Origin of the sequence: Pantoea sp. 22096 (assembly GCF_052045955.1) — a bacterium.
Classification (GTDB): domain Bacteria; phylum Pseudomonadota; class Gammaproteobacteria; order Enterobacterales; family Enterobacteriaceae; genus Pantoea; species Pantoea alfalfae.
In genome coordinates this window covers 1890279-1916939 of the sequence record NZ_JBQEPW010000001.1, presented here as the reverse complement: position 1 = coordinate 1916939, position 26661 = coordinate 1890279, and the positions used below count along the sequence as shown (strand labels likewise).

At 53.6% G+C, this 26661-nt stretch carries 23 protein-coding genes and 7 tRNA genes; 7 read left to right on the top strand and 23 right to left on the bottom strand.

What is annotated here, in order from left to right; all coding sequences use genetic code 11:
- Positions 1 to 64: 64 nt before the first annotated feature.
- The gene (locus ACTJKZ_RS08995) at positions 65 to 961 is read right to left on the bottom strand and encodes an amino acid ABC transporter substrate-binding protein (protein WP_013357108.1); all 897 of its coding nucleotides are present in this window, start codon (positions 959 to 961) and stop codon (positions 65 to 67) included.
- A 142-nt stretch (positions 962 to 1103) separates the two neighbouring features.
- On the opposite strand from ACTJKZ_RS08995, the gene ACTJKZ_RS08990 reads away from it, so the two are divergent.
- Positions 1104 to 1232 (top strand): hypothetical protein, encoded by a 129-nt coding sequence (locus ACTJKZ_RS08990; protein WP_256497707.1) that lies wholly within the window; start codon positions 1104 to 1106, stop codon positions 1230 to 1232.
- 165 nt (positions 1233 to 1397) lie between these two features.
- Here ACTJKZ_RS08990 and lnt read toward each other — a convergent pair whose 3' ends face one another.
- From lnt to miaB, 5 genes are all read right to left on the bottom strand, one after another.
- Positions 1398 to 2921, bottom strand: coding sequence for an apolipoprotein N-acyltransferase (gene lnt, locus ACTJKZ_RS08985; protein WP_440829463.1), 1524 nt, complete (start codon positions 2919 to 2921; stop codon positions 1398 to 1400).
- 4 nt (positions 2922 to 2925) lie between these two features.
- Positions 2926 to 3807, bottom strand: a complete 882-nt coding sequence (gene corC, locus ACTJKZ_RS08980; RefSeq protein WP_013357111.1) for a CNNM family magnesium/cobalt transport protein CorC — start codon at positions 3805 to 3807, stop codon at positions 2926 to 2928.
- A gap of 82 nt (positions 3808 to 3889) precedes the next feature.
- The gene (gene ybeY / locus ACTJKZ_RS08975; protein ID WP_222924366.1) at positions 3890 to 4363 is read right to left on the bottom strand and encodes an rRNA maturation RNase YbeY; all 474 of its coding nucleotides are present in this window, start codon (positions 4361 to 4363) and stop codon (positions 3890 to 3892) included.
- Complete coding sequence (locus tag ACTJKZ_RS08970; protein WP_161732097.1) at positions 4360 to 5421, bottom strand: PhoH family protein; 1062 nt, start codon at positions 5419 to 5421, stop codon at positions 4360 to 4362. Before ACTJKZ_RS08970 ends, ybeY begins: the two co-directional genes overlap by 4 nt.
- Positions 5422 to 5630: 209 nt before the next feature.
- Positions 5631 to 7055 carry a tRNA (N6-isopentenyl adenosine(37)-C2)-methylthiotransferase MiaB gene (miaB, locus tag ACTJKZ_RS08965; RefSeq protein WP_253421307.1) on the bottom strand — a complete coding sequence of 475 codons (1425 nt, stop codon included), beginning with the start codon at positions 7053 to 7055 and terminating at the stop codon, positions 5631 to 5633.
- A gap of 172 nt (positions 7056 to 7227) precedes the next feature.
- Between miaB and ubiF the strand changes: the two genes are divergently transcribed.
- Positions 7228 to 8400 carry a 3-demethoxyubiquinol 3-hydroxylase gene (ubiF, locus tag ACTJKZ_RS08960; protein ID WP_253421319.1) on the top strand — a complete coding sequence of 391 codons (1173 nt, stop codon included), beginning with the start codon at positions 7228 to 7230 and terminating at the stop codon, positions 8398 to 8400.
- A 103-nt stretch (positions 8401 to 8503) separates the two neighbouring features.
- Here the strand turns inward: ubiF and ACTJKZ_RS08955 are convergent.
- From ACTJKZ_RS08955 to nagB, 12 genes are all read right to left on the bottom strand, one after another.
- Positions 8504 to 8578 (bottom strand) — tRNA-Gln (locus ACTJKZ_RS08955).
- Positions 8579 to 8606: 28 nt separating this feature from the next.
- Positions 8607 to 8681, bottom strand: a tRNA-Gln gene (locus tag ACTJKZ_RS08950).
- Between the two features lie 6 nt (positions 8682 to 8687).
- Positions 8688 to 8764, bottom strand: a tRNA-Met gene (locus tag ACTJKZ_RS08945).
- Positions 8765 to 8786: 22 nt separating this feature from the next.
- Positions 8787 to 8861: transfer RNA gene (locus ACTJKZ_RS08940), tRNA-Gln, on the bottom strand.
- A 35-nt stretch (positions 8862 to 8896) separates the two neighbouring features.
- Positions 8897 to 8971 (bottom strand) — tRNA-Gln (locus ACTJKZ_RS08935).
- Positions 8972 to 8993: 22 nt separating this feature from the next.
- Positions 8994 to 9078, bottom strand: a tRNA-Leu gene (locus ACTJKZ_RS08930).
- Positions 9079 to 9087: 9 nt separating this feature from the next.
- Positions 9088 to 9164, bottom strand: a tRNA-Met gene (locus ACTJKZ_RS08925).
- A gap of 218 nt (positions 9165 to 9382) precedes the next feature.
- A complete protein-coding gene (gene asnB, locus ACTJKZ_RS08920; RefSeq protein WP_013357116.1) occupies positions 9383 to 11050 on the bottom strand; it encodes an asparagine synthase B in 1668 nt (555 codons plus the stop codon).
- Between the two features lie 308 nt (positions 11051 to 11358).
- Positions 11359 to 12111: an HAD-IIA family hydrolase gene (locus ACTJKZ_RS08915; RefSeq protein ID WP_013357117.1), complete on the bottom strand. Its 753-nt coding sequence runs from the start codon at positions 12109 to 12111 to the stop codon at positions 11359 to 11361.
- 39 nt (positions 12112 to 12150) lie between these two features.
- The gene (nagC, locus tag ACTJKZ_RS08910) at positions 12151 to 13371 is read right to left on the bottom strand and encodes a DNA-binding transcriptional regulator NagC (protein WP_161732104.1); all 1221 of its coding nucleotides are present in this window, start codon (positions 13369 to 13371) and stop codon (positions 12151 to 12153) included.
- 7 nt (positions 13372 to 13378) lie between these two features.
- Positions 13379 to 14527, bottom strand: a complete 1149-nt coding sequence (nagA, locus tag ACTJKZ_RS08905; protein ID WP_161732106.1) for an N-acetylglucosamine-6-phosphate deacetylase — start codon at positions 14525 to 14527, stop codon at positions 13379 to 13381.
- Positions 14528 to 14589: 62 nt separating this feature from the next.
- A complete protein-coding gene (nagB, locus tag ACTJKZ_RS08900; protein ID WP_013357120.1) occupies positions 14590 to 15390 on the bottom strand; it encodes a glucosamine-6-phosphate deaminase in 801 nt (266 codons plus the stop codon).
- Between the two features lie 328 nt (positions 15391 to 15718).
- Between nagB and nagE the strand changes: the two genes are divergently transcribed.
- From nagE to ACTJKZ_RS08885, 3 genes are all read left to right on the top strand, one after another.
- A complete protein-coding gene (gene nagE, locus ACTJKZ_RS08895) occupies positions 15719 to 17746 on the top strand; it encodes an N-acetylglucosamine-specific PTS transporter subunit IIBC (RefSeq protein WP_161732108.1) in 2028 nt (675 codons plus the stop codon).
- 152 nt (positions 17747 to 17898) lie between these two features.
- A complete protein-coding gene (gene glnS, locus ACTJKZ_RS08890) occupies positions 17899 to 19566 on the top strand; it encodes a glutamine--tRNA ligase (protein WP_253421323.1) in 1668 nt (555 codons plus the stop codon).
- Between the two features lie 236 nt (positions 19567 to 19802).
- Positions 19803 to 20198, top strand: a complete 396-nt coding sequence (locus tag ACTJKZ_RS08885; RefSeq protein ID WP_150037227.1) for a hypothetical protein — start codon at positions 19803 to 19805, stop codon at positions 20196 to 20198.
- Between the two features lie 65 nt (positions 20199 to 20263).
- Here ACTJKZ_RS08885 and fur read toward each other — a convergent pair whose 3' ends face one another.
- The 4 genes from fur to ybfF all read right to left on the bottom strand — a co-directional run bounded on the left by fur (position 20264) and on the right by ybfF (position 22926).
- The gene (gene fur, locus ACTJKZ_RS08880) at positions 20264 to 20707 is read right to left on the bottom strand and encodes a ferric iron uptake transcriptional regulator (RefSeq protein ID WP_009091454.1); all 444 of its coding nucleotides are present in this window, start codon (positions 20705 to 20707) and stop codon (positions 20264 to 20266) included.
- A gap of 347 nt (positions 20708 to 21054) precedes the next feature.
- A complete protein-coding gene (gene fldA / locus ACTJKZ_RS08875) occupies positions 21055 to 21585 on the bottom strand; it encodes a flavodoxin FldA (protein WP_013357124.1) in 531 nt (176 codons plus the stop codon).
- Positions 21586 to 21717: 132 nt separating this feature from the next.
- On the bottom strand, positions 21718 to 21993 hold the full coding sequence (ybfE, locus tag ACTJKZ_RS08870; RefSeq protein WP_161732113.1) for a LexA regulated protein: 276 nt from the start codon (positions 21991 to 21993) through the stop codon (positions 21718 to 21720).
- 168 nt (positions 21994 to 22161) lie between these two features.
- A complete protein-coding gene (gene ybfF / locus ACTJKZ_RS08865; RefSeq protein WP_253421324.1) occupies positions 22162 to 22926 on the bottom strand; it encodes an esterase in 765 nt (254 codons plus the stop codon).
- 250 nt (positions 22927 to 23176) lie between these two features.
- On the opposite strand from ybfF, the gene seqA reads away from it, so the two are divergent.
- Together seqA and pgm are read left to right on the top strand one after the other, a co-directional pair.
- Complete coding sequence (gene seqA, locus ACTJKZ_RS08860) at positions 23177 to 23725, top strand: replication initiation negative regulator SeqA (RefSeq protein ID WP_013357126.1); 549 nt, start codon at positions 23177 to 23179, stop codon at positions 23723 to 23725.
- Positions 23726 to 23751: 26 nt separating this feature from the next.
- A complete protein-coding gene (gene pgm / locus ACTJKZ_RS08855; RefSeq protein ID WP_033731859.1) occupies positions 23752 to 25392 on the top strand; it encodes a phosphoglucomutase (alpha-D-glucose-1,6-bisphosphate-dependent) in 1641 nt (546 codons plus the stop codon).
- A 339-nt stretch (positions 25393 to 25731) separates the two neighbouring features.
- On the opposite strand, the gene kdpE is transcribed toward pgm, so the two are convergent.
- Positions 25732 to 26406 carry a two-component system response regulator KdpE gene (gene kdpE / locus ACTJKZ_RS08850; RefSeq protein WP_222924359.1) on the bottom strand — a complete coding sequence of 225 codons (675 nt, stop codon included), beginning with the start codon at positions 26404 to 26406 and terminating at the stop codon, positions 25732 to 25734.
- Positions 26407 to 26661 lie beyond the last annotated feature (255 nt).

The following is a 26661-nucleotide window of genomic DNA, read 5'->3' as shown; positions in this document are numbered from 1 at the left end:
AGCTCACCGGGATGCATTCTCTTGCCGTCTCAATGCAATCTGAGATCCATTGGGTATTTTTTTGTTAATTCAGTGCTTTGTCATTTGGCGTTTTGAACAGGGCTTTCATGTCATCAGAGAGTTCAAAGTTCATGTTCAGATTCTTTGGCGGAATCGGCTGTTTAAACCAGGTATCGAACCATTTTTCTGCCTGGCCAGAGGTCTGGGCTTTAGCAATGGTTTCATCGACCAGCGCTTTAAACTGCGGATCATCTTTACGCAGCATGCAGCCATAGGCCTCTTTTGACTGCGGCGTACCTAAGATTTCCCAGTTATCTGGCTTTTTAGCTTTGGCGCGTTCGCCAGCCAGCAGAGCATCATCCATCATGAAAGCCACGGCACGACCGGTTTCCAGCGTACGGAAAGAGTCACCGTGATCTTTGGCGCTGATGATGCGCATATCCAGTTTCTGTTCGTCGTTGAGTTTATGAAGCAGCACTTCAGAGGTGGTTCCTGAAGTCACCACCACCGTTTTGCCTTTCAGATCAGCGAAATCTTTGATCGGGCCATCTTTCTTAACCAGCAGACGGGTGCCGATGACAAAAATGGTGTCAGAGAACGCGGCCTGTTTCTGGCGCTCAAGGTTGTTGGTGGTAGAGCCACACTCATAATCGTAGGTGCCGTTTTGCAGCAGCGGAATACGGTTTTGTGAGGTGATCGGGATCATTTTGACCTGCAAATCCGGCTTGTTCAGCTTCGCTTTGATGGCTTCCACGATGGCGTTTGAGTAAGCCTGTGAATAGCCGACGACTTTTTGCTGGTTGTCATAGTAAGAAAAGGGAACTGATGATTCGCGATGCCCGACCACAATGACGCCGTTGTCATTGATCTTCTTCAGGGTGCCGCTGAGATCTTCCGCCTGGGCCGCTCCCGCCGCTGCGCTGATCAGCAGAAGAGATAATGCCACTTTGCGTAGTTGCATGTTCCAACTCCTTCGTATGAAAAAGGCCCAGGCTGATACCTGTGCTGATTATGATGTTGTGTCTGTTTTTTGCTGCGTTTCTGCTCATTCTGCGGGCTAAATGGGCGCAGAAGAGTCACTAACATAGCGGATTGTTAACGCAATGAAACAAAAAAGTTTCTTTTTTGCGAGGCAATCCGCACCAAAAAAAGGCAAATATCTTGCTCTGCGCATTAACGGTGCAGCAGAGGCGACTGTTTTGGTGCAAACGGCCAGGCATCAGCGCCTGTAATCCGCCTGTCGGCGAAAAACAGTGAAACATTCTGCAATCATCGTGCCAGAAAGCGGTGCATGGTGAGAAAGGCAGCAGAGTATGTGGTCAGGGGAGTGAGATATACCGGAGAGCGAGCAAAGAAAAAAGGCGAAGCCTGCGCTTCGCCTTGAAGGATCGGATAGGTTACCGGCGTCGACGCAGCAGAGCTATCAATGCCGCCAGTAGCGTCAGTGACCAGACTGGCCAGATGCCCGCCCGCGCATACGGGGTTTCCCCCTGTGTCGGCGTGACTTTGCTGGTCAGCACGTCGCGGGTAAACTGCGGCAGCATCGCCTCCACATCACCACTGGCATTTACTACTGCCGTCACGCCGTTGTTGGTGCTGCGCAACAGCGGACGTCCCAGCTCCAGCGCCCGCATTCTCGCCATCTGGAAGTGCTGCCACGGTCCGATAGAGTGACCAAACCAGGCATCGTTCGAAACGGTCAGCAGGAAACTGGTGTCGGGATGGAAGTTAGCCCGCACCTGCTCACCGAGCACGATCTCATAACAGATGGCGCTGGTCAGGTTATAGCCTGCGACGCTGAGTTGCGGCTGGAGATAGTTGCCACGGCTGAAAGCCGACATCGGCAGATCAAAGAACGGGGCCAGCGGACGCAGCAGGTCGGCCAGCGGCACAAATTCGCCAAACGGCACCAGATGATTCTTCTGGTAACGATTGCCGCTGAAGTAGTTATAAGGCGTTTTGCCGCCCAGCACGATCACGGTGTTGTAGTCGTGATAACGATTCTGCTCCAGTCGGGAGTCCACGATACCGGTGACCAGTGAGCTGCCATGTTCACGCAGTTCATCATCCAGCGAACGCAGGAACGGCTGCTGATTACTTTCCAGATCGGTAATTGCCGATTCTGGCCAGATAATGATTGGCGCCTTACCCATCAGCGGCTGGCTCAGACCGTTATAGATGCGCAGAGTAGTGAGCAGTTGCTGAGGATCCCACTTCATCGACTGCGGGATGTTTCCCTGAACCAGCGCCACTTCTACGGCACGCTCTGGCATTGGCTGAACCCACTGGATGTAGCGCAGTGGCCACGGCAGGGCCAGCAGCAGCAACGCCGCCACCAGACTTCTGACGTTGCGCTGCTGCAGAGCATAAGCCAGCAGGCCAGCAATGACCATCAGCAGGAAGGTCAGGGTCTCGACACCCGCCAGCGGAGCCAGCCCTTTTAACGGTCCGTCAATCTGGCTGTAACCAAACTGCAGCCACGGGAAGCCAGTCAGCACCCAGCCGCGCAGGAACTCGGTCATCTGCCACAATGCCGGTGCCGCCAGCGCCAGGCGCCATAGCGTCGTGCATGGCCAGAGTCGATTGAGTACACCGGCAAACAGCGCCGGGTAAACCGCCAGATACGCCGCCAGCAGCGCCACGATAAAGACATTGACCGGACCAGGCATGCCGCCAAAGGTGGCAACACTGACATAGACCCAGTTAATACCGCTGCCGAACAGACCTACTCCCCACACAAAGCCGATCGCAGTGGCCTGCGGGCTTGAGCGGTTCAGGGTCAGCAACTGTAAGCCGCACAGCGAGAGCAGAGCGGCAGGCCAGAAATCGTAAGGAGAGAAGGCGAGGGTACCCAGTGCACCCGTTATTAAAGCCAGCAGCAGGCGAACCCGCTGGCGCGGGTAGAGTGAAGCTAAAGCCATAGACTTATTCGTCTTCCAGTTGGGGTTGTGGCGAATTTTCCGGGATAGTCACGTGAACCTGGATGATGCGGCGGCTGTCCGCCATCGCCACCTTGAACTGGTAACCTTCAATCTCAATGCTTTCACCACGTGCGGGGAGATGGCCGAAGCCCTGCATGACCAGACCACCAATGGTATCGACTTCATCATCACTGAACTGCGTGCCAAACACCTCATTGAAATCTTCAATGGCGGTCAGTGCGCGCACCGTGAAGGTGTGGCGATTGAGCTGACGGATATCACGATCTTCTTCATCATCATACTCATCTTCAATCTCACCTACGATCAGCTCAAGAATATCTTCGATTGTGACCAGACCGGAGACACCACCAAACTCATCAATAACAATCGCCATGTGATAACGCTGGGAACGGAACTCTTTCAGCATCCGGTCGACACGCTTACTTTCAGGCACCACCACCGCAGGACGCAGCACTTTCTCGATACTGAACGGCTCTGATTCACTGCTCATAAACGGCAGCAGGTCTTTCGCCATCAGAATCCCTTCCACATGATCTTTGTCTTCGCTGATCACCGGGAAGCGGGAGTGCGCGGAGTCGATAATGACATCCAGACACTCTTCGAGGCTCTGATTACGTTTCAGGGTGATCATTTGCGAGCGCGGGATCATGATGTCACGCACGCGCTGCTCCGCAATATCCAGAACCCCTTCAAGCATGTCGCGGGTGTCCTGGTCAATCAGCTCTTTATTATTCGAGTCGCGGATCAGCTCCAGTAGCTCATCACGGTTTTTAGGTTCACCGTGAAAGAGTTGGTTGATTAACAGGGAGAAAAATCCCTTTTTACTACTGGGTGCATCGCTGTTTTGAGAATGGTCGTCGCTCATGGCGGTTTTTAAAGATCTCTCTGGTGAGGAATAGGTGCTGTCAGCAAACCGTGCTGACAGCCGGATAGCCTGAATTCAGGATTCAGGCGTCTTCTTTCTCCGAAATGTACGGATCAGGATACCCAAGAGCAAGCATTATCTCGGTCTCCAGTCCTTCCATCTCGTCAGCTTCGTCGTCTTCAATATGGTCGTAACCCAGCAGGTGGAGCGTACCGTGTACCACCATGTGTGCCCAGTGGGCTTCAACGCTTTTTCCCTGTTCTGCGGCTTCCTGCTCAACCACCTGACGGCAGATGATCAGATCGCCCAGCAGTGGCAGCTCAATGCCCGGCGGCGCTTCAAACGGGAAGGACAGGACATTCGTCGGCTTATCTTTGCCACGATAAGTCAGATTAAGCTCATGACTTTCCGCTTCGTCAACCAGACGTACTGTGACTTCGCTTTCGGGCTGGAAAGGGGTAACAGCCGCTGAGAGCCAGCGGTGAAACTGGCTTTCATCAGGCAAATCAGCGGTGTTATCACAGGCGACCTGCAGGTCGAGAATCACCTGGCTCATTTGCTCTCCTGCGTGGCATTCTGTGCTGCCAGCGCTTCACGTTTACGCTCTTCAGCCTGCTGGTCACGGCGGGTCTGATCGGCGGCTTCCCAGGCTTCATAAGCGGTGACAATGCGGGCAACGACCGGATGGCGCACCACATCTTCGCTGTGGAAGAAGTTAAAGCTGATTTCTTCCACGTCTGCCAGCACCTCAATGGCATGGCGCAGGCCCGACTTGACGTGACGCGGCAGGTCAATCTGGGTAACGTCACCGGTAATCACCGCTTTGGAGTTGAAGCCAATGCGCGTCAGGAACATCTTCATCTGCTCGATGGTGGTGTTCTGACTCTCATCAAGAATGATAAACGCATCGTTCAGCGTTCGACCGCGCATATAGGCCAGTGGGGCAACCTCAATAACGTTGCGCTCCATCAGCTTTTCAACGCGCTCGAAGCCGAGCATTTCAAACAGCGCATCGTAGAGCGGACGCAGATAAGGGTCGACTTTCTGACTCAGGTCGCCTGGCAGGAAGCCGAGCTTTTCACCCGCTTCGACGGCAGGGCGGGTCAGCATGATGCGGCGAATCTCCTGACGCTCCAATGCATCCACGGCCGCAGCCACCGCCAGATAGGTTTTACCGGTACCGGCCGGGCCGACACCAAAAGTAATGTCGTGGTCGAGCACATTCGCGATGTACTGCGCCTGGTTTGGCGTACGCGGTTTGATGACACCACGCTTGGTCTTGATATTGACCGCTTTTCCGTATTCCGGCACGCTTTCGGCGGTTTGCTCCAGTACCCGGCTCTCTTTGATCGCCAGGTGAATCTGGTCTGGCTCGATATCCGGGATCTCGCCACGCATTGGCGCGGTATCGACATACAGGGTCTTCAGAATATCTGCGGCGGCATTGACGCAAAGTGGGCGTCCTGACAGCTTAAAGACGTTGTCACGACGATTGATCTCAATGCCCAGACGACGCTCAAGCTGTTTTACATTATCGTCGAAAGGCCCACACAGGCTCATCAGACGACGGTTATCAGCCGGTTCAAGGGCGATTTCACGAGTTTCGATATTCAAACGAATCCTTTGGGTCACTCAGGGCCAGTTATGGGATGTGTCTGACGCACCGTTGGGCTTAACCGGATGCACCATAACGAAATTATTTATGCCGTAACGCCTGGGCGCAAGCTTAAGGAGAGATATTTGGGCGACACTTTCAGAAACCAAGTGTCGTGGCGTGAAATTGGCGGCAACGCAATGCGCGCTGCCGCACAATATAGCAGGTATCACGGCTGGAACAGACCCACGCCGATGTCGTTTTCTTTGCGGGTACGGGCAATCACGGATGCCGGGCTTTGCGCCATACGCAGGCCCATCTCTTCTTCAGTACGCACCAGCCTGCCGCGCAGCGAGTTGGTGTAGACATCAACAATTTCAACATCCACAAAGCGGCCAATCATCTCAGGCGTGCCTTCAAAATTGACTACGCGGTTATTTTCGGTGCGGCCAGAGACTTCCATGACGTTCTTGCGGGAGATGCCTTCCACCAGAATACGCTGCACGGTGCCGAGCATGCGGCGACTGATCGCCTGCGCCTGCTGGTTAATGCGGTCCTGCAGGATCCACAGACGCTGCTTTTTCTCCTCTTCACTGACATCATCCGGCAGGTCAGCAGCGGGCGTGCCGGGACGGGCAGAGTAGACAAAGCTGAAGCTGACGTCGAAATTGATGTCTGCGATGAGCTTCATGGTCTGCTCGAAATCCTGCTGGGTTTCACCCGGGAAGCCGATGATGAAGTCAGAGCTGATCTCAATATCCGGGCGCGCCGCGCGCAGCTTGCGGATAATCGCCTTATACTCCAGTGCGGTATGCGCGCGCTTCATCAGCGTCAGAATACGGTCTGCACCACTCTGAACCGGCAGATGCAGGAAACTCACCAGCTCCGGGGTATCGCGATAGACATCAATGATGTCATCAGTGAACTCAATCGGGTGGCTGGTGGTGAATCGAATGCGGTCGATGCCGTCGATAGCGGCGACCAGGCGCAGCAGCTCAGCAAAGGTACAGATCTCACCATCAAAGGTGGCACCACGATAAGCGTTGACGTTCTGACCCAACAGGTTAACTTCACGCACGCCCTGCGCCGCCAGCTGGGCGATCTCCAGCAGAATATCATCGCTGGGACGGCTCACTTCCTCACCACGGGTGTAAGGCACCACGCAGAAAGTACAATATTTGTTGCAGCCTTCCATAATGGAGACAAAGGCTGTCGGACCTTCTGCACGCGGTTCCGGCAGACGGTCAAATTTCTCAATTTCCGGAAAGCTGATGTCGACTACCGGGCTTTTGGTGCCGCGCACAGTGTTGATCATCTCCGGCAGGCGGTGCAGCGTCTGCGGACCAAACACAATATCCACGCAGGGAGCACGCTGACGAATATGATCGCCTTCCTGCGACGCCACACAGCCACCCACGCCGATAATCACATCCGGGTTGCGCTCTTTGAGTTTTCTCCAGCGTCCCAGCAGATGAAACACCTTCTCCTGCGCTTTCTCACGAATGGAGCAGGTGTTAAGCAGCAGAATATCTGCCTCTTCAGGGACCTCGGTCAGCGTATAGCCGTGCGTACTATTCAGCAGATCAGACATCTTGGATGAATCATACTCATTCATCTGACATCCCCAGGTTTTGATATGCAGTTTTTTTGTCATCGCGCTAGCCATTGATTCAGTGCAGTGAAGTGAGGGGCGCGTATTGTAATGCTTTGATGCTGTGGTGACCAGCCTGAGGGCTTTTCTGCCAGCCATCGGGTTTTCCGGTACACTTTGCTCTATTCAGACCCGCAATGCGCAGGCTGGCAGGAATAAGAGAGGGAGTTAAGCAATGCAGGATAATCAGTTTGATGTCGTGATTGTCGGCGGTGGCATGGTCGGTGCTGCGCTGGCCTGTGGACTGACACAGCACCATTTTCGCGTGGCGGTGATTGAGCGTGCCGAACCCGCGCCGTTTGATGCCGACAGCGATCCCGATCTGCGAATTTCAGCAATCGGATCTTCCTCGGTGGCGTTGCTGAAGCAGCTCAATGTCTGGCCGCGGGTCGAAGCGATGCGCAGTGCGCCCTATCGCAGGCTGGAAACCTGGGAGTGGCAGACCGCGCAGGTGAGTTTTGATGCTGCCTCGCTGGGCTTGCCTGAACTGGGCTTTATGGTCGAGAACAGCGTGCTTCAGCGGGCATTATGGGAGGAGATGCAGTCGCTGGGCGTGACCTGCTATTGCCCGGCCACGCTGGAAAACCTGCAGCCAGAAAATGGCGGCTGGCGCGTCGACCTTAACGACGGCATGGCCTTGCATACCCGGCTGGTGATTGGTGCAGATGGCGCAAACTCGCAGGTGCGGCAGATGGCCGGAATCGGGATTCATGGCTGGAGCTATGCGCAGTCCTGCCTGCTGATAAGCGTGACCTGCGAACATCCGGCAGGGGATGCGACCTGGCAGCACTTTACACCTCAGGGACCACGAGCCTTTTTACCGCTGTATGGCAACCGGGCCTCGCTGGTCTGGTATGACGCGCCCGCAAGAGTGCGTCAGCTTCAGGCGATGCCGATTGCCCAGCTGGAAAAAGAGATTGCCAGCCACTTCCCGGCGCGGTTGGGACGGTTTAAAGCCCATGCGGCGGGTGGCTTCCCGCTGGTGCGACGTCATGCTTCACGTTATGTCCTGCCTGGGCTGGCGCTGGTCGGTGATGCCGCGCATACCATTAACCCGCTGGCCGGGCAGGGCGTGAATCTGGGGTATCGCGATAGTGATGCGTTGATAGATGTACTGGTGAGCGCACGCGGTGCTGCGGAGGACTGGGCCTCAGAGCGGGTATTACAGCGCTATCACCGGCAGCGTCGCAAAGACAATCTGCTGATGCAGGGCGGGATGGATCTCTTTTATTTTGCCTTCAGCAATCAGCTGGCACCGCTGCGGTTTGCGCGAAATCTTGGACTGATTGCTGCCGAACATTCTGGCGTACTGAAGCGGCAGGTATTGCGTTACGCGCTGGGGCTATAGCCGCTTACGTGTTCAGGCTCGCCGCAGGGCGGGCCTGTAATCAGGATGGTGGAGAAGGGATAAAAACAACAAAGCCCGCAAAAGCGGGCCTGGTTGTGCAATTTGGCTGGGGTGCAGGGATTCGAACCCCGGAATGCTGGTATCAGAAACCAGTGCCTTACCGCTTGGCGACACCCCAATAATGGGCTTTTCAAATTGTCTTTGTATGGCTGGGGTGCAGGGATTCGAACCCCGGAATGCTGGTATCAGAAACCAGTGCCTTACCGCTTGGCGACACCCCAATTATATGGTGGCTACGACGGGAATCGAACCTGTGACCCCAGCATTATGAGTGCTGTGCTCTAACCAGCTGAGCTACGTAGCCAAATTGTACTGCATTTCAATGATGGCTGGGATACCTGGATTCGAACCAGGGAATGCCGGTATCAAAAACCGGTGCCTTACCGCTTGGCGATATCCCATTCGTCCGTTCTCAGCATACAAGAATCATCGAAATTGGCTGGGATACCTGGATTCGAACCAGGGAATGCCGGTATCAAAAACCGGTGCCTTACCGCTTGGCGATATCCCATCCACGCTGCCGAATAATGAAATGGTGCGGGAGGCGAGACTTGAACTCGCACACCTTGCGGCGCCAGAACCTAAATCTGGTGCGTCTACCAATTTCGCCACTCCCGCAAAAAAAGATGGTGGCTACGACGGGAATCGAACCTGTGACCCCAGCATTATGAGTGCTGTGCTCTAACCAGCTGAGCTACGTAGCCATCTTTTTTTCGCGTTACCTTCATCGGCGTTGCGGGGCGCATTATGCGGAGTTGACCAGACAGCGTCAACAAGTTTTTTACCGTTTTTTGCCAGATAATCGCTGTTTGACTGGCTTATAACCAGCCTGGCGGTTTATTCGGCAATTTTTCAGTGAATACAACGCTCATCGTAAAAAAAATGGGCCATAACAGGCCCATTCCGGTGGCTTTCTGTCAGGTTATTTATAGGCTGACTGATGCACACCCACGGCACGTCCGGAAGGATCGTCCATGTTTTTAAACGCTTCATCCCACTCAATCGCTTTGGCGGAAGAACAGGCAACGGATGGACCGCCAGGCACACACTCTGCCGCACTCGCTAACGGGAACAGCTCTTCGAAGATCTCACGATAGAGATAAGCTTCTTTCGAACCCGGCGTGTTGAACGGGAAGCGGAAATGGGCGGTTGCCAGCTGCTGGTCGCTGATTTGCTTCGCGGCCACTTCCTTGAGTGAGTCGATCCAGCTGTAACCCACACCATCAGAGAACTGCTCTTTCTGACGCCACGCTACGCTCTCTGGCAGGTAAGAGGAGAAACATTCACGCAGAATGTGTTTCTCCATTTTACCGTTGCTGCCACACATTTTGTCGGCAGGGTTGATACGCATTGCCACATCCAGGAATTTTTTATCCAGGAAGGGTACGCGGGCTTCAACGCCCCAGGCGGACATCGCTTTGTTGGCACGAGCGCAGTCGAACATATGCAGCGCCTGCAGTTTACGCACGTTTTCTTCGTGGAACTCTTTGGCGTTTGGCGCTTTATGGAAGTAGAGATAGCCGCCAAAGACTTCGTCTGCACCTTCGCCTGACAGCACCATCTTAATGCCCATTGCTTTGATTTTACGTGACATTAAGTACATCGGCGTAGAGGCGCGAATGGTAGTGACGTCATAGGTTTCAATGTGATAAATCACATCGCGAATCGCATCCAGACCTTCCTGCACGGTGAAATGAATTTCGTGGTGCACGGTGCCCAGATGTTCAGCGACAGATTTTGCTGCTTTTAAATCAGGTGAACCTTCCAGCCCGACCGCAAAGGAGTGTAGCTGCGGCCACCACGCATCACTTTTATCCTGATCTTCAACCCGTTTCGCCGCAAAACGCTTGGTCACGGCTGAAATGATGGAGGAGTCCAGACCGCCTGACAGCAGCACGCCATAAGGGACGTCTGACATCAGGTGGCTTTTCACGGACTCTTCAAGCGCATGTTTCAGGCCTGCCGCATCAGTGGTGTTGTGTTCAACGTTTTTGTATTCCATCCAGTCACGCTGCCAGTAACGACGGATTTCGCCATCGGTGCTGGAGAGATAGCTTCCCGGCGGGAACTCTTTGATCGAACGACACGCCGGTACCAGCGCTTTCATTTCTGACGCAACAAACAGGTTGCCGTGTTCATCGTTACCCATATAAAGCGGGATGATGCCGATATGGTCGCGGCCAATCAGATACGATTTCTTAACGCTGTCATAGAGGATAAAGGCGAACATGCCTTCCAGCTCATCAAGGAAATCGACACCTTTCTCCTGATAGAGCGCCAGAATCACTTCACAGTCAGAACCGGTCTGAAATTCATAGCGATCGCTGAGCTCAGCGCGTAGCGCCTGATGGTTGTAAATTTCGCCGTTAACGGCCAGTACGTGGGTGTGATCGGCGTTGTACAGGGGCTGTGCGCCGTTGTTAACGTCAACAATTGAGAGGCGTTCATGCGCCAGAATAGCCTTGTCATCTGCATAGACGCCTGACCAGTCCGGGCCGCGATGACGCATTAAGCGTGAACATTCCAGCGCTTTCTTGCGCAGCTCAACAGGATCGGTTTTCAGATCCAGCACACCAAAAATTGAACACATAACTGACTCCTGATCTCACCTTACGGCGATGTTATCTTTTGCGTTTGTCCGGCAGCCTGACGCTGCGTGATAGATAAGAAAATGCGCTATTTGGTGCATTCAATGCAAGAGGAATCGTGATTTACTGATAAAAATATTGCTCACATGGCAATAAAATTGAATGAACGATAATTTTAATGTTGTTTTGTTGTTGGATCGGCAATGAAATGGCGTTTGTGAGTAAAAAACAGGCAGTGAAAGTAGGCGGGAACATGCAAAAAAAGGGGGACGCATCACAGATTAACCGGATGCGTCATAAGAAAAATGAATCAGAACAGATCAATATCGGCAACAGAAGGGTAGATCCAGTCCGGACGGAACGGCATGGCATCGATATCACTCAGCGTCGAGACGCCTGACAGCACCAGTACTGTCTCCAGACCTGCCTGGAAACCGGCGAGAATATCGGTTCGCAGGTTATCACCCACAATGACCGTCTCTTCCGAGTGGGCCTGCATTTTATTCAGCGCGGCGCGCATGATGTAAGGGCTGGGTTTGCCCACCACAAACGGGCTACGACCTGAGATCTTCTCAATACCGGCGCAGAGCGCGCCACAGGCGGGTATAAAGCCGCGCGCGTGCGTATCGGGGTTGGTGGCGATGAAGCGCGCGCCGTTAGCGACGAAGAAGGCCGCTTTGTGCATCATGTCCCAGTTGAACGAACGCGTCTCCCCGACAATGACAAAATCGGGATTCACATCCGTAATGGTAAAGCCCGCTTTATAGAGCTCATGAATCAACGCGCCTTCACCAATGACATAGGCCTTTTTACCCTCCTGACGACGCAGGAAGTCTGCTGTAGCCATGGCAGAGGTATAGAAAACGGATTCAGGGACCTCGACACCAGCCGAAGCAAAGCGGTTAGCCAGATCCTGCTCGGTCTGCGAGGGATAGTTCGTCAGCACCACCAGCGGCATCTCTTTGGCCAGAATGCGCTGTAAAAATTCCTGTGCGCCAGGAACGGCCGTGTTGTCGTGCATCAGCACGCCATCGATATCACAAATTACGCTTTTAATGGTCATAGTCAGATCCGATGTGGCCCGCCACAACAGCGGGTTAGCTTAGTCTTCCAGAAGATGTTGCAGCAGAATGCCGTTAAGCATGGCACGTTTAGCCAGCGCAAACGCGCCAATCGCAGAACGGTGATCCAGGGTAGAACGCACCACCGGCAGATTTTTACGGAAAGCTTCTAATGCCTGGGTGTTGATGCAGCCTTCAATCGCGGGCAGCAGCACTTTTTCTGCTTCCGTAATCTCGCCCGCCAGCACAACTTTTTGTGGATTAAACAGGTTAATCGCGATGGCAATCGCTTTGCCGAGATACCGGCCTACCTGTTCGACCACTTCACAGGCCAGCGGATCACCCTGATTGGCTGCTTTGCAGATGTGGGACATCTGGCACGCCTCCAGCGTCAGTACACTGGGGTAGCCCTGATTCAGCAGATGCCGCACCCGATTTTCAATGGCGCCGTTAGCGGCAATGGTTTCAAGGCAGCCAAAGTTGCCGCAGTGACAGCGCTCGCCAAGCGGGTCAACCTGGATATGGCCGATTTCGCCGACGTTGCCGTTGCTGCCGAGGAAAATATGACCGTTAGCAATAATGCCGGCACCCGTGCCACGGTGTAAGCGCACCAGGATTGAGTCAGCACAGTCGCGACTTGCACCGAAATAGTGCTCGGCCAGCGCCAGACTGCGAATATCGTGCCCCACAAAACTGGTGACGTTGAACCGTTTCTTCAGACTGGCGACCAGCGGCCAGTGGCTGACAGAGATGTGTGGCATATAACGGATTACGCCGTTAATCGGGTCAACCAGGCCCGGCAGGATGACGGAAATCGCGATCAGCTCGCGTATTTTACGCTGGTGCTGCTCGATAAAGCCGTTGATGGCGTTAAACAGCGCATGCTCCAGCGTCTCCTGGGTGCGTTCCGGCAGCGCATAATCTTCCTGCGCCAGCGATTTACCGCTGAGGTCGAACAGGGTCAGGGTGGCATCGTTGCGGCCGAGGCGAACCCCGATGGTATGGAAGTGGCGGGTTTCAGTGATAATCGAGATAGCGCGGCGACCACCGGTAGACGCCTGCTGGTCTACCTCTTTGATCAGGCCGCGCTCAATCAACTGGCGGGTAATTTTGGTGACGCTGGCGGGGGCGAGCTGGCTGAGTTCGGCAATCTGAATGCGCGATATCGGCCCCTGTTGATCAATCAGCCGGTAAACCGCTGCGCTATTAAGTTGCTTAACAAGATCGACATTTCCTATTTGTGACTGGCCGCCAGTGGTCATTCAGTGCTTACTCGCTCAGGACGTCGTCTCCGTTGACTAACGTCTTAATGATTTTAAAGTCGCGCGTAAACACAGTCAGGTTCGCGATTTTTCCTGCTTCGATCGAGCCCAACTGTCTTTCCACGCCCATCGCCCGTGCCGGGTAGAGTGATGCCATGCGTAACGCTTCGTCCAGTGCGATACCGACATGCTCGACGCTGTTTTGTACCGCTTCAATCATCGTCAGGGCCGAACCACTGAGTGTGCCGTTTTCGTCAACACAGAGGCCGTCACGATAATAGATTGTTTTTCCAGCAAAAATAAACTCGCTGATGTCAGCGCCAGCCGGTGCTGTGGCATCCGTTACCAGCACCAGTTTGTCGCCTTTGATGCGTTTTGCATTGCGCACGTTAGCGTAATGTACATGTAAACCATCCGCAATAATGCCGCAGTATACATCAGGCGAATCAAACAGCGCACCGATAAGCCCGGGTTCACGTCCGGCAAACGCCGGCATAGCATTGTAGAGGTGGGTCGCGAAACTCACGCCCGCAGCAAAGCCCGCTTTCGCCTCTTCATAGGTCGCATTCGAGTGACCTGCTGAGACAATGATTCCGGCATCGGTCAACTGACGAATCACGTCGCTGCCGGCGTTTTCCGGTGCCAGGGTGACTTTGGTAATGACGTCTGCGTTGTCGCAAAGATACTGCACCATCGCCGCATCCGGCAGGCGAATCAGTGCCGGATCGTGTGTGCCTTTTTTCGCTTTGCTCAGCCACGGGCCTTCCAGATGCAGACCCAGCGCCTGATGCTGATGTTTCTGCAGGTAAGCGCGCATGGTTTCAATCGCCCGCTTCATCAGCGCGTCGCTGCTGGTGATCAGCGTCGGTAAAAAGCTGGTGCAGCCAGACTTTTCATTGGCGCGCTGCATCGTTTCCAGCGTCTCAATGCTGAGCGCATCCAGGCTGTCATTGAACTGCACGCCACCGCAGCCATTAAGCTGGAGATCGATAAAGCCCGGCGCAATAATCGCACCCGCCATATCCCGCTGCTCAATATCAGCCGCGAGCGATTCACGCGGGCAGACGCGCGCAATGTGCCCGTCTGCCACCACGACGGCGTGATTATCCAGAATCTCATGGCCGCTGTAGATCCGGCCGTTTACTAATGCGTACATCTCTCTTCTCCCGTCCTGGCCTGCTGTCACTCAGCGTAACAGCAGGGCAAGGCACTATTCTGTTACACGCCTTTCATATTTTCCGCTTCCATTTCGCGGAAATATTTCACGGTTTTCACTTTCAGTTCCATGGTGGCTGGCTCATCACAGACCACAACCGATTTCGCATGCAGCTGCAGACAGCTGATGGTCCACATATGATTCACGTTACCTTCAACTGCTGCCTGCAGTGCCTGCGCTTTGACATGACCGGTAACCAGAATCATGACTTCTTCGGCATCCAGCAGCGTGCCGACGCCGACCGTCAGCGCATATTTAGGTACCTGATCAACGTCCCCGTTAAAGAAGCGCGAGTTCGCCACGCGGGTGTCATGGGTCAGGGTTTTAATACGGGTACGCGAAGCCAGTGACGAAGCCGGTTCGTTAAAGGCGATATGACCGTCGTTGCCAACGCCGCCCATAAACAGGTGAATTTTACCCAGTGCGCGAATTTTCTCTTCGTACTGACGACATTCTGCGTCAATATCAGGCGCATTACCATTCAGCAGGTTGATATTTTCCGGTTGAATATCAACGTGATCGAAGAAGTTACGATACATAAAGCTGTGATAGCTTTCAGGATGCTCTTTTGGCAGACCGACATATTCATCCATATTGAAAGTCACGACATGTTTAAAACTGACCTGGCCCGCTTTGTGCATATCTATCAGGTGCTTGTACGCCTCCAGTGGCGTGCCGCCGGTTGGCAGACCCAGAACAAAAGGCCTGTCCGCCGTCGGGTTAAACGCATTGATGCGGTTAACAATATGTCGGGCGGCCCATTTACCTACCTGGGTTGGCGTCGCTAATGGAATCAGTCTCATGTTTCACCTCAATTAAAAATGGAAAGGGGATCGCTAAACCGCTGCGTTAGTCATCAGCCTGAGCAGATGATCTATTCTCGCCACGGGCGGAGCACAATTCAATATTTCGGATCATAAAATAAGTTTGTGGTGATAGCCAGATGTTGCCGTGTGACACGATGTTTTTTAGTGATAAAAATCACATTTACCAGGGTTTTAATTTGCGAGGCGAATTAATTTATCATTACACTTCGCTGCGTGATATGAAGTGTATTAACGATCTTTGCAGCTGAGATAACAACATTAAGCAGCGCAAAGCGACAAGTCAGGCTCATAGGGGGAAGGGGATATGTTAGGTTACTTACAAAAGGTGGGGCGCGCACTGATGGTGCCGGTAGCAACCCTGCCAGCAGCAGCGATATTAATGGGGGTCGGTTACTGGATTGATCCAGACAGTTGGGGGGCAGGTAATGCGCTGGCGGCATTACTGATCAAGTCGGGTGCGGCAATCATTGAGCACATGTCGGTGCTGTTTGCGATCGGTATTGCCTACGGCATGTCAAAAGATAAAGATGGTGCCGCAGCGCTGACTGGCTATGTCGGCTTTCTGGTGGTCACCACGCTCTGCTCACCCGCTGCAGTATCGATGATTCAGAAAATTCCTTTGGATCAGGTGCCAGCAGCCTTTGGCAAAATTGAAAACCAGTTTGTCGGCATCCTTGTCGGTATTCTGTCGGCAGAGGTCTATAACCGCTTCAGCCACGTTGAACTGCCTAAGGCACTCTCTTTCTTCAGCGGACGCCGGCTGGTGCCGATTCTCGTTTCGTTCCTGATGATCTTTGTCGCTTTTATCCTGATGTATATCTGGCCCGTGGTGTTTAATGGTCTGGTTAACTTTGGTGAACATATCCAGAAGCTCGGCTCTGCCGGTGCCGGTATCTACGCCTTCTTTAACCGCCTGCTGATTCCGGTCGGTCTGCATCACGCCCTGAACTCCGTGTTCTGGTTTGATGTTGCGGGCATTAATGACATTCCTAAATTCCTGGGCGGTGCACAGTCACTGGCTGATGGGTCGGCAACCGTGGGCATTACCGGTCGTTATCAGGCAGGCTTCTTCCCAATTATGATGTTTGGTCTGCCGGGTGCTGCGTTGGCCATCTATCACTGTGCGCGTCCAGAGAACCGTGTCAAAGTCGGTAGTATCATGCTGGCTGCCGCGTTTGCTGCCTTCTTTACCGGTATCACCGAACCGCTGGAATTCTCCTTCATGTTCGTGGCGCCAGTACTCTATCTGATTCACGCCGTCCTGACCGGCATCTCGGTCTTTATCGCTGCCAGCATGCACTGGATTGCCGGATTTGGTTTCAGCGCCGGGCTGGTGGATATGGTGCTGTCGACCCGTAACCCGCTGGCAACACACTGGTACATGCTGATTCCGCAGGGCCTGGTCTTCTTCGTTATCTACTACGTGGTATTCCGCTTCACCATCAAAAAATTCAACCTGATGACGCCGGGCCGCGAGCTGGCAGTTGCGGGTGATGAAAGTGATGGTTATGACGTCAACGTGGATAAAACTGACAATGGCGAAACGGCCACTGAATCGCTGGCGCGTCGTTATATTGGTGCCGTGGGCGGCTCAGCCAACTTAACCAGCATCGATGCCTGCATTACCCGCCTGCGTCTTAACGTGAATGATTCGGCGCAGGTTAATGAAGGCGTTGCGAAGCATCTGGGTGCATCCGGGGTGATCCGCCTTAATAAGCAGAGCGTGCAGATCATCGTGGGTACCCAGGCCGAAAGCATTGCCTCGGCGATGAAAAAAGTCCTGACCAAGGGGCCGGTCGCAGCCGCGGCTACCAGCAGTGCGCCAGTGGAGCCTGACATTAAACCGCAGGCCGTGCTGAACAGTGAGAAGCGTGTTATTGCGACATTGCTGGCACCGGTATCGGGCGAAGTGGTCGCGCTGGATGATGTGCCGGATGAAGCCTTTGCCAGCAAAGCAGTTGGCGATGGTCTGGCGATCAAACCCAGCGACAAATGGGTCGTGGCACCGATTGACGGTACGCTGGTGAAAATCTTCAACACCAATCACGCCTTCTGTCTGGAAACGGAGAATGGTGTAGAGATAGTGGTGCACATGGGACTGGATACCGTGGCGCTGGAAGGTAAAGGCTTTACCCGTCTGGCTGAAGAGGGGGCCACGGTGGTCGCCGGTCAGCCTGTGCTGGAAATGGACCTTGAATTCCTCAATGCCAATGCCCGCTCAATGGTGAGTCCGGTCGTGGTCAGCAACAGCGATGATTTTGCCGGTCTGACATTACTGGCCCGCGGTCAGGTGGTGGCAGGTGAAACTCCGCTGTATGAAGTGAAAGGCTAATCCCCGCAACATAACCCCACAGGCAGGAAGCGATTCCTGCCTTTTTTGTTTTAAAGGCTTAACAAACGGTTGTTTCCCTCAGACGCTTTGTGGATCATACTCCGTTACTTCGTGGTACAAATCACCCGTTATTCGTATTGAGGATTTTTGAGATGAGTGAGGCTGAAGCCCGCCCAACTAACTTTATTCGTCAGATCATTGACGAAGATTTGGCGAGCGGTAAGCACAGCAGCGTGCATACCCGTTTCCCGCCAGAGCCCAATGGTTATCTGCATATTGGTCATGCGAAATCGATCTGTCTGAATTTTGGCATCGCCCAGGATTATCAGGGGCAATGCAACCTGCGTTTCGACGATACCAATCCGGTTAAAGAGGATATGGAATTTGTTGAATCCATCAAGCGTGACGTCCAGTGGCTGGGTTTTGAGTGGAGCGGTGAGGTCTGTTACTCATCAAACTATTTTGATCAGCTTTATGACTATGCTATCGAGCTGATTTCTAAAGGTCTCGCCTACGTTGATGAGCTGAGTCCGGATCAGATTCGCGAATATCGCGGCACCCTGAAAGAGCCGGGCAAAAACAGCCCTTATCGCGATCGCAGCGTGGAAGAGAACCTGGCGCTGTTTGAGAAGATGCGAAACGGTGAGTTTGCCGAAGGCACTGCCTGTCTGCGCGCGAAAATCGACATGGCCTCTAATTTTATCGTGATGCGTGATCCAGTGCTTTACCGCATCAAGTTCGCGGAACACCACCAGACCGGCAACAAGTGGTGCATCTACCCGATGTATGACTTTACCCACTGCATCTCCGATGCGCTGGAAGGCATTACGCACTCGCTGTGTACGCTGGAGTTCCAGGATAATCGCCGTCTCTATGACTGGGTGCTGGATAACATCACCATTCCGGTTCATCCGCGCCAGTATGAGTTCTCGCGCCTGAATCTGGAGTATGCGGTAATGTCGAAACGCAAACTCACTCAGCTGGTGACCGAGAAGCACGTTGAAGGCTGGGACGATCCGCGCATGCTGACCGTTTCAGGTCTGCGTCGTCGTGGTTACACCGCCGCCTCTATCCGCGAGTTCTGCCGTCGTATCGGCGTGACCAAGCAGGATAACATCGTGGAGATGGCCTCGCTGGAGTCCTGTATCCGTGATGACCTGAATGAGAATGCGCCACGTGCTATGGCTGTGCTGGATCCGCTGAAAGTGGTGATCGAAAACCTGCCAGCAGGCCATAACGAAATCATCACCATGCCAAATCATCCGGGTAAACCGGAGATGGGTACGCGTGAAGTGCCGTTCAGCCGCGAGATCTGGATTGACCGTGCCGATTTCCGCGAAGAGGCGAACAAGCAATATAAGCGCCTGGTGCTGGGCAAAGAAGTCCGCCTGCGCAATGCCTATGTGATTCGTGCTGAGCGCGTCGCTAAAGATGAAGCGGGCAACATCACCTGCATCTACTGCACCAGCGACGTAGACACGCTGAGCAAAGATCCTGCCGATGGCCGTAAGGTCAAAGGGGTCATTCACTGGGTGTCTGCGGATCACGCGCAGCCAGCAGAGTTCCGCCTGTATGATCGTCTGTTCAGTGTGCCAAATCCGGGCGCGGCAGAGGACTTCCTGGCGGTGATCAACCCTGAGTCACTGGCGATCAAACAGGGCTTTGTGGAACCGAGCCTGCGCGATGTGGAACCGACCACTCCGTTCCAGTTTGAACGTGAAGGTTATTTCTGCGCCGACAGCGTTTACTCTACGCCATCGCAACTGGTGTTTAACCGCACTGTCGGTCTTCGTGATACCTGGGCGAAAACTGGCGAATAAATTTTTTTGAGGCTGACCTCATAAAATGACAAAAGGGCGATTTATCGCCCTTTTTTGTTGCCCTGATTTTACTCATTGCCGACATTTATTCTGATCTAACCGCAACCGATTAAATGCGGCATTGTGAGAGAAATCTGAGTTTAAAAAAATTAATCAATTTCCAGATGTGAATTATTCGCTTTCAGGTAGGCTATGCGCTCTCAAAGGTTGCAAAGCGGGTTACAGAAGGAAAAAAAATGACAGTTCTCGCCCAGGAAGCCAGAAACAGTGTGGTCGTTTTACATCAGCTCATTGAACGTATTTTTAACCAGCCTGCCGGATCTGACGACAGTTTTGAGCTGCTGATGTCCTATTTTCATCCTGAATTCCGCATGGTCACCCCAAAGGGCAGAGAGTGCAATCTGAACGAGGTCGAGGCGCTTTTCCGGCAGCTGCAGGGACAGCGCGAAGGGATGCGCATTGTCACCTGCGAACACGTCATCCTCTCTCATCATGAAAAAGAGATCACCGTACAGTATCGCGAGATGCAGATGATGAATGGCAATAATCAGAGCCGTATCTCGCTGGCGATACTGGACTGCAGCAGCTCTATTCCACGCTGGCGCTATCTGCAGGAGACGCTGGTCGCCTGATACAACAGCCGAAGACAGACGAAAAAAAACCGGTGAATTCACCGGTTTTTTTATTTCAGGTCGCGTTACTGGTCGTGCAGGGTTTCGTCTTCCCGGCAATCACCCAGCGTACAGTGTCCATAGAGATAGAGGCTGTGGTTGGTCAGCTTGATGCCATGACGGGTGGCGATTTCACGCTGACGCGTTTCGATCGACTCATCGCTGAACTCAATAACCTTGCCGCAATCCAGACAGATCAGATGATCGTGGTGATGCTGCTGCGTCAGTTCAAAGACAGATTTACCGCCTTCAAAGTTGTGACGGGTCACGATACCGGCGTCATCGAACTGGTTCAGAACACGGTAAACGGTAGCCAGGCCAATCTCTTCGCCGATGTCGATCAGGCGTTTGTACAAATCTTCCGCACTGACGTGATGGCACTCAGGTTCCTGAAGCACTTCCAGAATTTTCAGTCTGGGCAGCGTCACTTTCAGGCCAGCCTTCTTTAATGCGGTGTTATTGTCAGTCATGCGGATTTTGTCCTGTCACTATATTCACTTTTGTGGCTTATCGCCTTGAATGTCGATCTGCGCTCATTCTCATTTGCGTCTCATTATAGAACTGAAGCGATGAAATGAAAACCAGAGGGCGTGCCTGAATCATCACGGGCTGTGGGGGATAGGTCACCGGGCCGGGGAGGATTCTGGCAGATGTCTGTTGGTACATCGCTTAGTCTTACCGCCTGAAAAAATAAGCGGAAGATCGATGCGGGTATTCTACAGATTAAACGGAGAAAGTTAAAAAAATGTGGCTATTATTTCTATAGGAATTTCCATTGCCTCAATGTGAGCTGGCGCTCACATTGAGGCGGGCAGGATCAGGCTTCAAGGATATCTTTCAGCTGCAGTTCATCAGAAATCTGCTTAACCCACTGCTCTACGCGCTGGTTGGTCAGTTCAGGCTGACGATCTTCATCGATGGCCAGACCCAGGAAGTGGGTATCATCGGCCAGCCCTTTTGAGGCTTCGAAGTGATAGCCTTCAGTTGGCCAGTGGCCCACTATTACGGCACCGTGCGGCTCAATGATGTCACGGATCGTGCCCATCGCATCACAGAAGTACTCCGCGTAATCTTCCTGATCGCCGCAGCCAAACAGCGCAACCAGCTTGCCGTTGAAATCGATCTCTTCCAGCGTCGGGAAAAAGTCATCCCAGTCGCACTGCGCTTCACCATAGTACCAGGTCGGAATGCCCAGCAGCAGGATATCAAACGCTTCCAGATCTTCTTTTGTGCTTTTCGCGATGTCATGCACTTCTGCAACGTCTGTACCCAGCTGTTTCTGGATCATTTTTGCAATGTTTTCGGTATTGCCGGTATCGCTGCCAAAGAAGATGCCTACGAGTGCCATGAGTAAAATAACCTCTTAAATCCTGATAATGAGATGTGTGCCGCAGCACATTTCAGCGAATAATAGCAGACGAGAGAAAACCGGTGAACGGTTAAAGCCCCGACATTTGCTCCTGCGTGCGTTTTGCCCGCATTAATCCAGTTGGAGCTGTGCCAGCAGCATCTGTTCAATCAGTTCGCTGCGGCTGAGATTGCGCTGTTCTGCCAGCGTGTTGAGCGCATCGACGGCTTCACTGTTCATTTTCAGTTCGACACGACGAAGTCCGCGTCCTTTGTCACGTTTGAGTTGATTGCGCTTGTTAATGCGCAGCTGTTCATCACGCGAAAGCGGGCTGGTTTTGGGTCGACCAGGGCGGCGCTCATCAGCAAAGAGATCGAGCGTCGTGCGGTCAGTCTGTTCTTTTGCCATGGCTTAGTAAAACTGAATGGGGGCGGGCGCCAGTCACTCACCGCGCAGATTATAAATTATTGGCCATTGCCGCAGCAAAACGGACGCGCGGCAAAATTTTAGCGCGCCATCATACTTCACGCTTACTCCGGACGCCAATCCTAAACCTTTGCCGCCATCTATTTGCTTTTAAAGCGCAAAAAAGCGACGGACACTGCGCAAAACGGCATCGGGTTTCTCTGCATGAACCCAGTGTCCCGCGCCTCCAATGACATGGGCCTGCGCGGCAGGGAACTGCTGCAGTAGCGCATCGCGGTAGCGGTTGTCCAGATAGCTGGAGTCGCCGCCGCGAATAAACAGCGCCGGATGATCCCAGGCCGGAACCGGCTGCCAGCCCGAGATCGTGGTGTAGTTATCCCACAGCACCGGGACGTTAAAGCGCCACTCGCCCGCCTGAAATGACTTCAGCAGGAACTGAATCACCCCTTCTTCATTGATAAGCGTACGCATAATCTTCGCCGCCTCACTGCGTGACGAGACGCCTGCGTCGGTTACAGCTCGAATGCCGGCAAAGATCTCGTCATGGCGGCGGGTCTGGTAGTCGACCGGGGCGATATCGATCATCACCAGCCGCTCAATGCGGTCCGGCACCAGCGCGCTCATGGTCATGGCGATCTTGCCGCCCATTGAGTGACCGATCACCGCGACGCGTTCAATGCCGTGCGCATCCAGCGTATCGACCATGTCCTGCGCCATTACAGCGTAGTTCATCTCGTCAGATCGTGGAGAGAGTCCGTGGTTACGGACATCAACCTGCAGCAGAGGACCGGCATCTTTCAGTCCGCGCGCCAGCACGCCAAGGTTATCCAGACTGCCAAAAAGGCCATGGATAAGCAGGACAGGTAAGGAATCAGCAGGGGATTGTTCAGTTTGCAGACGGGCGTTCAAAATCATAGCAAAGTTCTTAAGTTTGAGACCTGTGCTTAGGTTATCATGGTTTCACCTTTTCAGGCGCGCCGGTTCCGGCGGCATTAGGACATATTCTGACTTTTGCCCGTAAACCGTTTGATTGCTAACAACCCGCCTGAATTTAACTTTATAATCCTGATGTTAGAACCCGCACATCCTTTGAATTGCCTGACTATACTCAGAGCTTTTCAGGAAACAGGTGGTTCTGTCATGAGAAAGAACCGTACGGAATAAGATGAAAACGATCGAAGTTGACGAAGAGCTCTACCGTTATATTGCCAGCCACACGCAACACATTGGTGAAAGCGCATCCGACATTCTGCGTCGTATGCTGAAGTTCACTGCCGGTCAGACTGCACCCGCTTCGCCTGCTCAGCCAGCCTCAAAAGAGGCAGCGAAAGAGTCTCAGCCTGCGTCTGTCGGTTCGCGCCCGCAGGATCGTGTCCGCGCGGTGCGAGAGCTGCTGCTTTCCGATGAATATGCGGAGCAGAAGCGGGCGGTGAATCGCTTTATGCTTATCTTGTCAACGCTCTATCGTCTTGATACTGCAGCTTTTGCTGAAGCTACTGCATCTTTGCAGGGCCGCACCCGCGTCTACTTTGCCGGTGATGAGCATACGCTGTTACAGAATGGCACCCATACTAAGCCGAAGCATGTGCCCGGCACGCCGTACTGGGTGATCACCAACACCAATACCGGTCGTAAATGCAGCATGGTCGAACACATCATGCTCTCGATGCAGTTCCCTGCGGAACTGACCGAGAAAGTTTGCGGCACCATCTAAAACTTAAGCGTCAGGGAGCAGCGCCAATGGCCAATCACCCACGTGCCGGGCAACCCGCCCAGCAGAGCGATTTGATTAACGTTGCACAATTAACGTCACAATATTATGTCCTGCAGCCCGATGTGGCGAATCCGGAACACGCGGTGAAATTTGGCACCTCTGGCCATCGTGGCAGTGCAGGGCGTCAGAGCTTCAACGAGATGCACATTCTGGCTATCGCTCAGGCGATTGCTGAAGAGCGTAAAAAGAACGGTATCACCGGGCCTTGCTACGTTGGTAAAGACACCCATGCGCTATCAGAGCCGGCGATCCTGTCGGTGCTGGAAGTGCTGGCGGCGAACGGCGTTGATGTGATTGTGCAGCAGGACAATGGCTATACGCCGACCCCTGCAATCTCGAACGCGATTCTTGAGCACAACAAAGCGGGTGGACCGCTGGCTGACGGTATCGTCATCACACCATCGCACAACCCACCGGAAGATGGCGGCATCAAGTACAACCCACCTAACGGGGGACCGGCTGATACCAACGTCACCAAAGTGGTGGAAGATCGCGCCAATCAGCTGATCAAAGATGGGCTGAAAGAGGTGAAACGTCTGCCGCTGGAACAGGCGATGGCGAGTGGCCACGTGGTCGAGAAAGATCTCATCCAGCCTTACGTTGAAGGTCTGGCAGAGATTATCGACTTCCCGGCGATCCAGAAAGCAGGTCTGAAGCTGGGTGTTGATCCCCTGGGCGGTTCCGGTATTGCTTACTGGCAGCGTATTGCTGAGCATTATAAGCTGGATCTGACGCTGGTGAACGACGCAGTCGATCAGACCTTCCGCTTTATGCATCTGGATAAAGATGGTGTTGTGCGCATGGACTGCTCGTCTGAAAGCGCAATGGCAGGTCTGCTGGCCTACCGTGACAAGTTTGATCTGGCGTTCGGCAACGATCCCGATTATGACCGTCACGGCATTGTGACCCCGGCGGGTCTGATGAATCCAAACCACTATCTGGCGGTCGCGATCAACTATCTGTTCCAGCATCGTCCACAATGGGGCCAGGATGTTGCCGTGGGTAAAACCCTGGTGTCCAGCGCCATGATTGACCGTGTCGTCAACGACATTGGCCGCAAGCTGGTGGAAGTGCCGGTTGGCTTCAAATGGTTTGTTGATGGTCTGTATGACGGCAGTTTTGGTTTCGGCGGCGAAGAGAGCGCGGGTGCTTCATTCCTGCGTTTCGACGGCACGCCATGGTCAACGGACAAAGATGGCATCATCATGTGTCTGCTGGCGGCTGAAATTACCGCCGTGACCGGTAAAAACCCGCAGCAGCACTATGATGAGCTGGCCGCGCGCTTCGGCGCACCAAGCTACAACCGTCTGCAGGCATCCGCCACTTCGGCGCAGAAAGCTGCGCTGTCGAAGCTGTCACCAGAGATGGTGAGCGCAGATACGCTGGCGGGTGATCCCATCACCGCGCGCCTGACGGCAGCACCAGGTAACGGTGCTTCAATCGGCGGTCTGAAAGTGATGACGGAGAATGGCTGGTTTGCGGCCCGTCCATCAGGCACCGAAGACGCTTATAAAATCTACTGTGAAAGCTTCCTGGGCGCAGAACATCGCGCGCAGATTGAGAAAGAAGCCGTAGAGATTGTTAGTGAAGTGCTGAAAAACGCCTGATTAGTCGGTCAGATAAAGAGGCGCATCGCGCGCCTCAGAGCTGCTGACAAACTCACATCAGGGTAAATCTGACCGCAACGGATTTATTTAACGCGCAGGGAGCAGGGTCAGAAGAGGAAAGCGTCACACGCCATGGACAAAAACGCCGGGAGCGTTTTTGAATAACGCAAAGCGTTAGCCCGGCAACGGTCGCACCTCACGGATGAGGTGCGTAATCGCGTGGGCCGAGCTGGTCATGGATTGGCTTTAGCGTCTTTCCGATCTGACCCTGTTTCCTGAGCAAGCTCGGTCTCACAGCGAACCGGGCCAGAATTTGTTGACAGTCTCTGGCGCCTTTTTTTATGGCATAAAGCGATAGCCGATCCCGGTTTCGGTCAGCAGATGCGCCGGTTGGGTCGGATTCGCTTCCAGCTTCTGGCGCAGATGACCCATATAGATGCGCAGATAATGGCTGTGCTCAACCGCATTGGGTCCCCAGACCTGGCTCAGCAGCTGCCGCTGCGTCAGCACCTTGCCGGCATTATTCAGTAGAATACTCAACAGACGAAACTCAATCGGGGTGAGGTGAATCTCACTGCCGCCGCGCTGTACCCGCCGTGCGGCAAAATCGACACTCACGTCGGCAAAGTGAATCCTGGCATCAGGCTGCTGGCCACTGTGCCGGCGCAGCGCCACCCGCACGCGCGCCAGCAGTTCGCCCACGCCGAACGGTTTGGTCAGATAGTCATCGGCCCCTGCATCCAGTGCGGCGATCTTATCCTGCTCATCACTGCGCGCCGACAGTACAATCACCGGGATAGCGCTCCACTGGCGCAGGTCGCGAATAAAATCGGTGCCATCTCCATCAGGCAGGCCAAGATCGAGGATCACAAGGTCTGGCTTGCGGGTCGCCGCTTCAATTAATCCGCGCTGCAGCGTATCGGCATCAAACACCTTCAGATCTTCATTTTCCAGCGCCAGCCGGACAAAGCGGCGGATCTCTTTTTCATCTTCAACGATCAAAACCGTGGTCACGCAATACCTGCCTTGAGTGAGGGCCGAAGCGCTACTTTATCAATATTTTATGCTGCCGTCCGCGCACTTCATCTTTCGGATATTCAAACCCTCCTGTAACCTGGCGGTAACTTATCTGTAACTAAATTACAGGTTAATTCTTAAACAGCAAAAATAGCGACAATTAAGTGGTCAGATGAGTAGTAAAATTACACTATCTGGCGTAAAGTTGAACACAGATCACATTCGCACACTTTAACTTACCGGGAGGAGAAA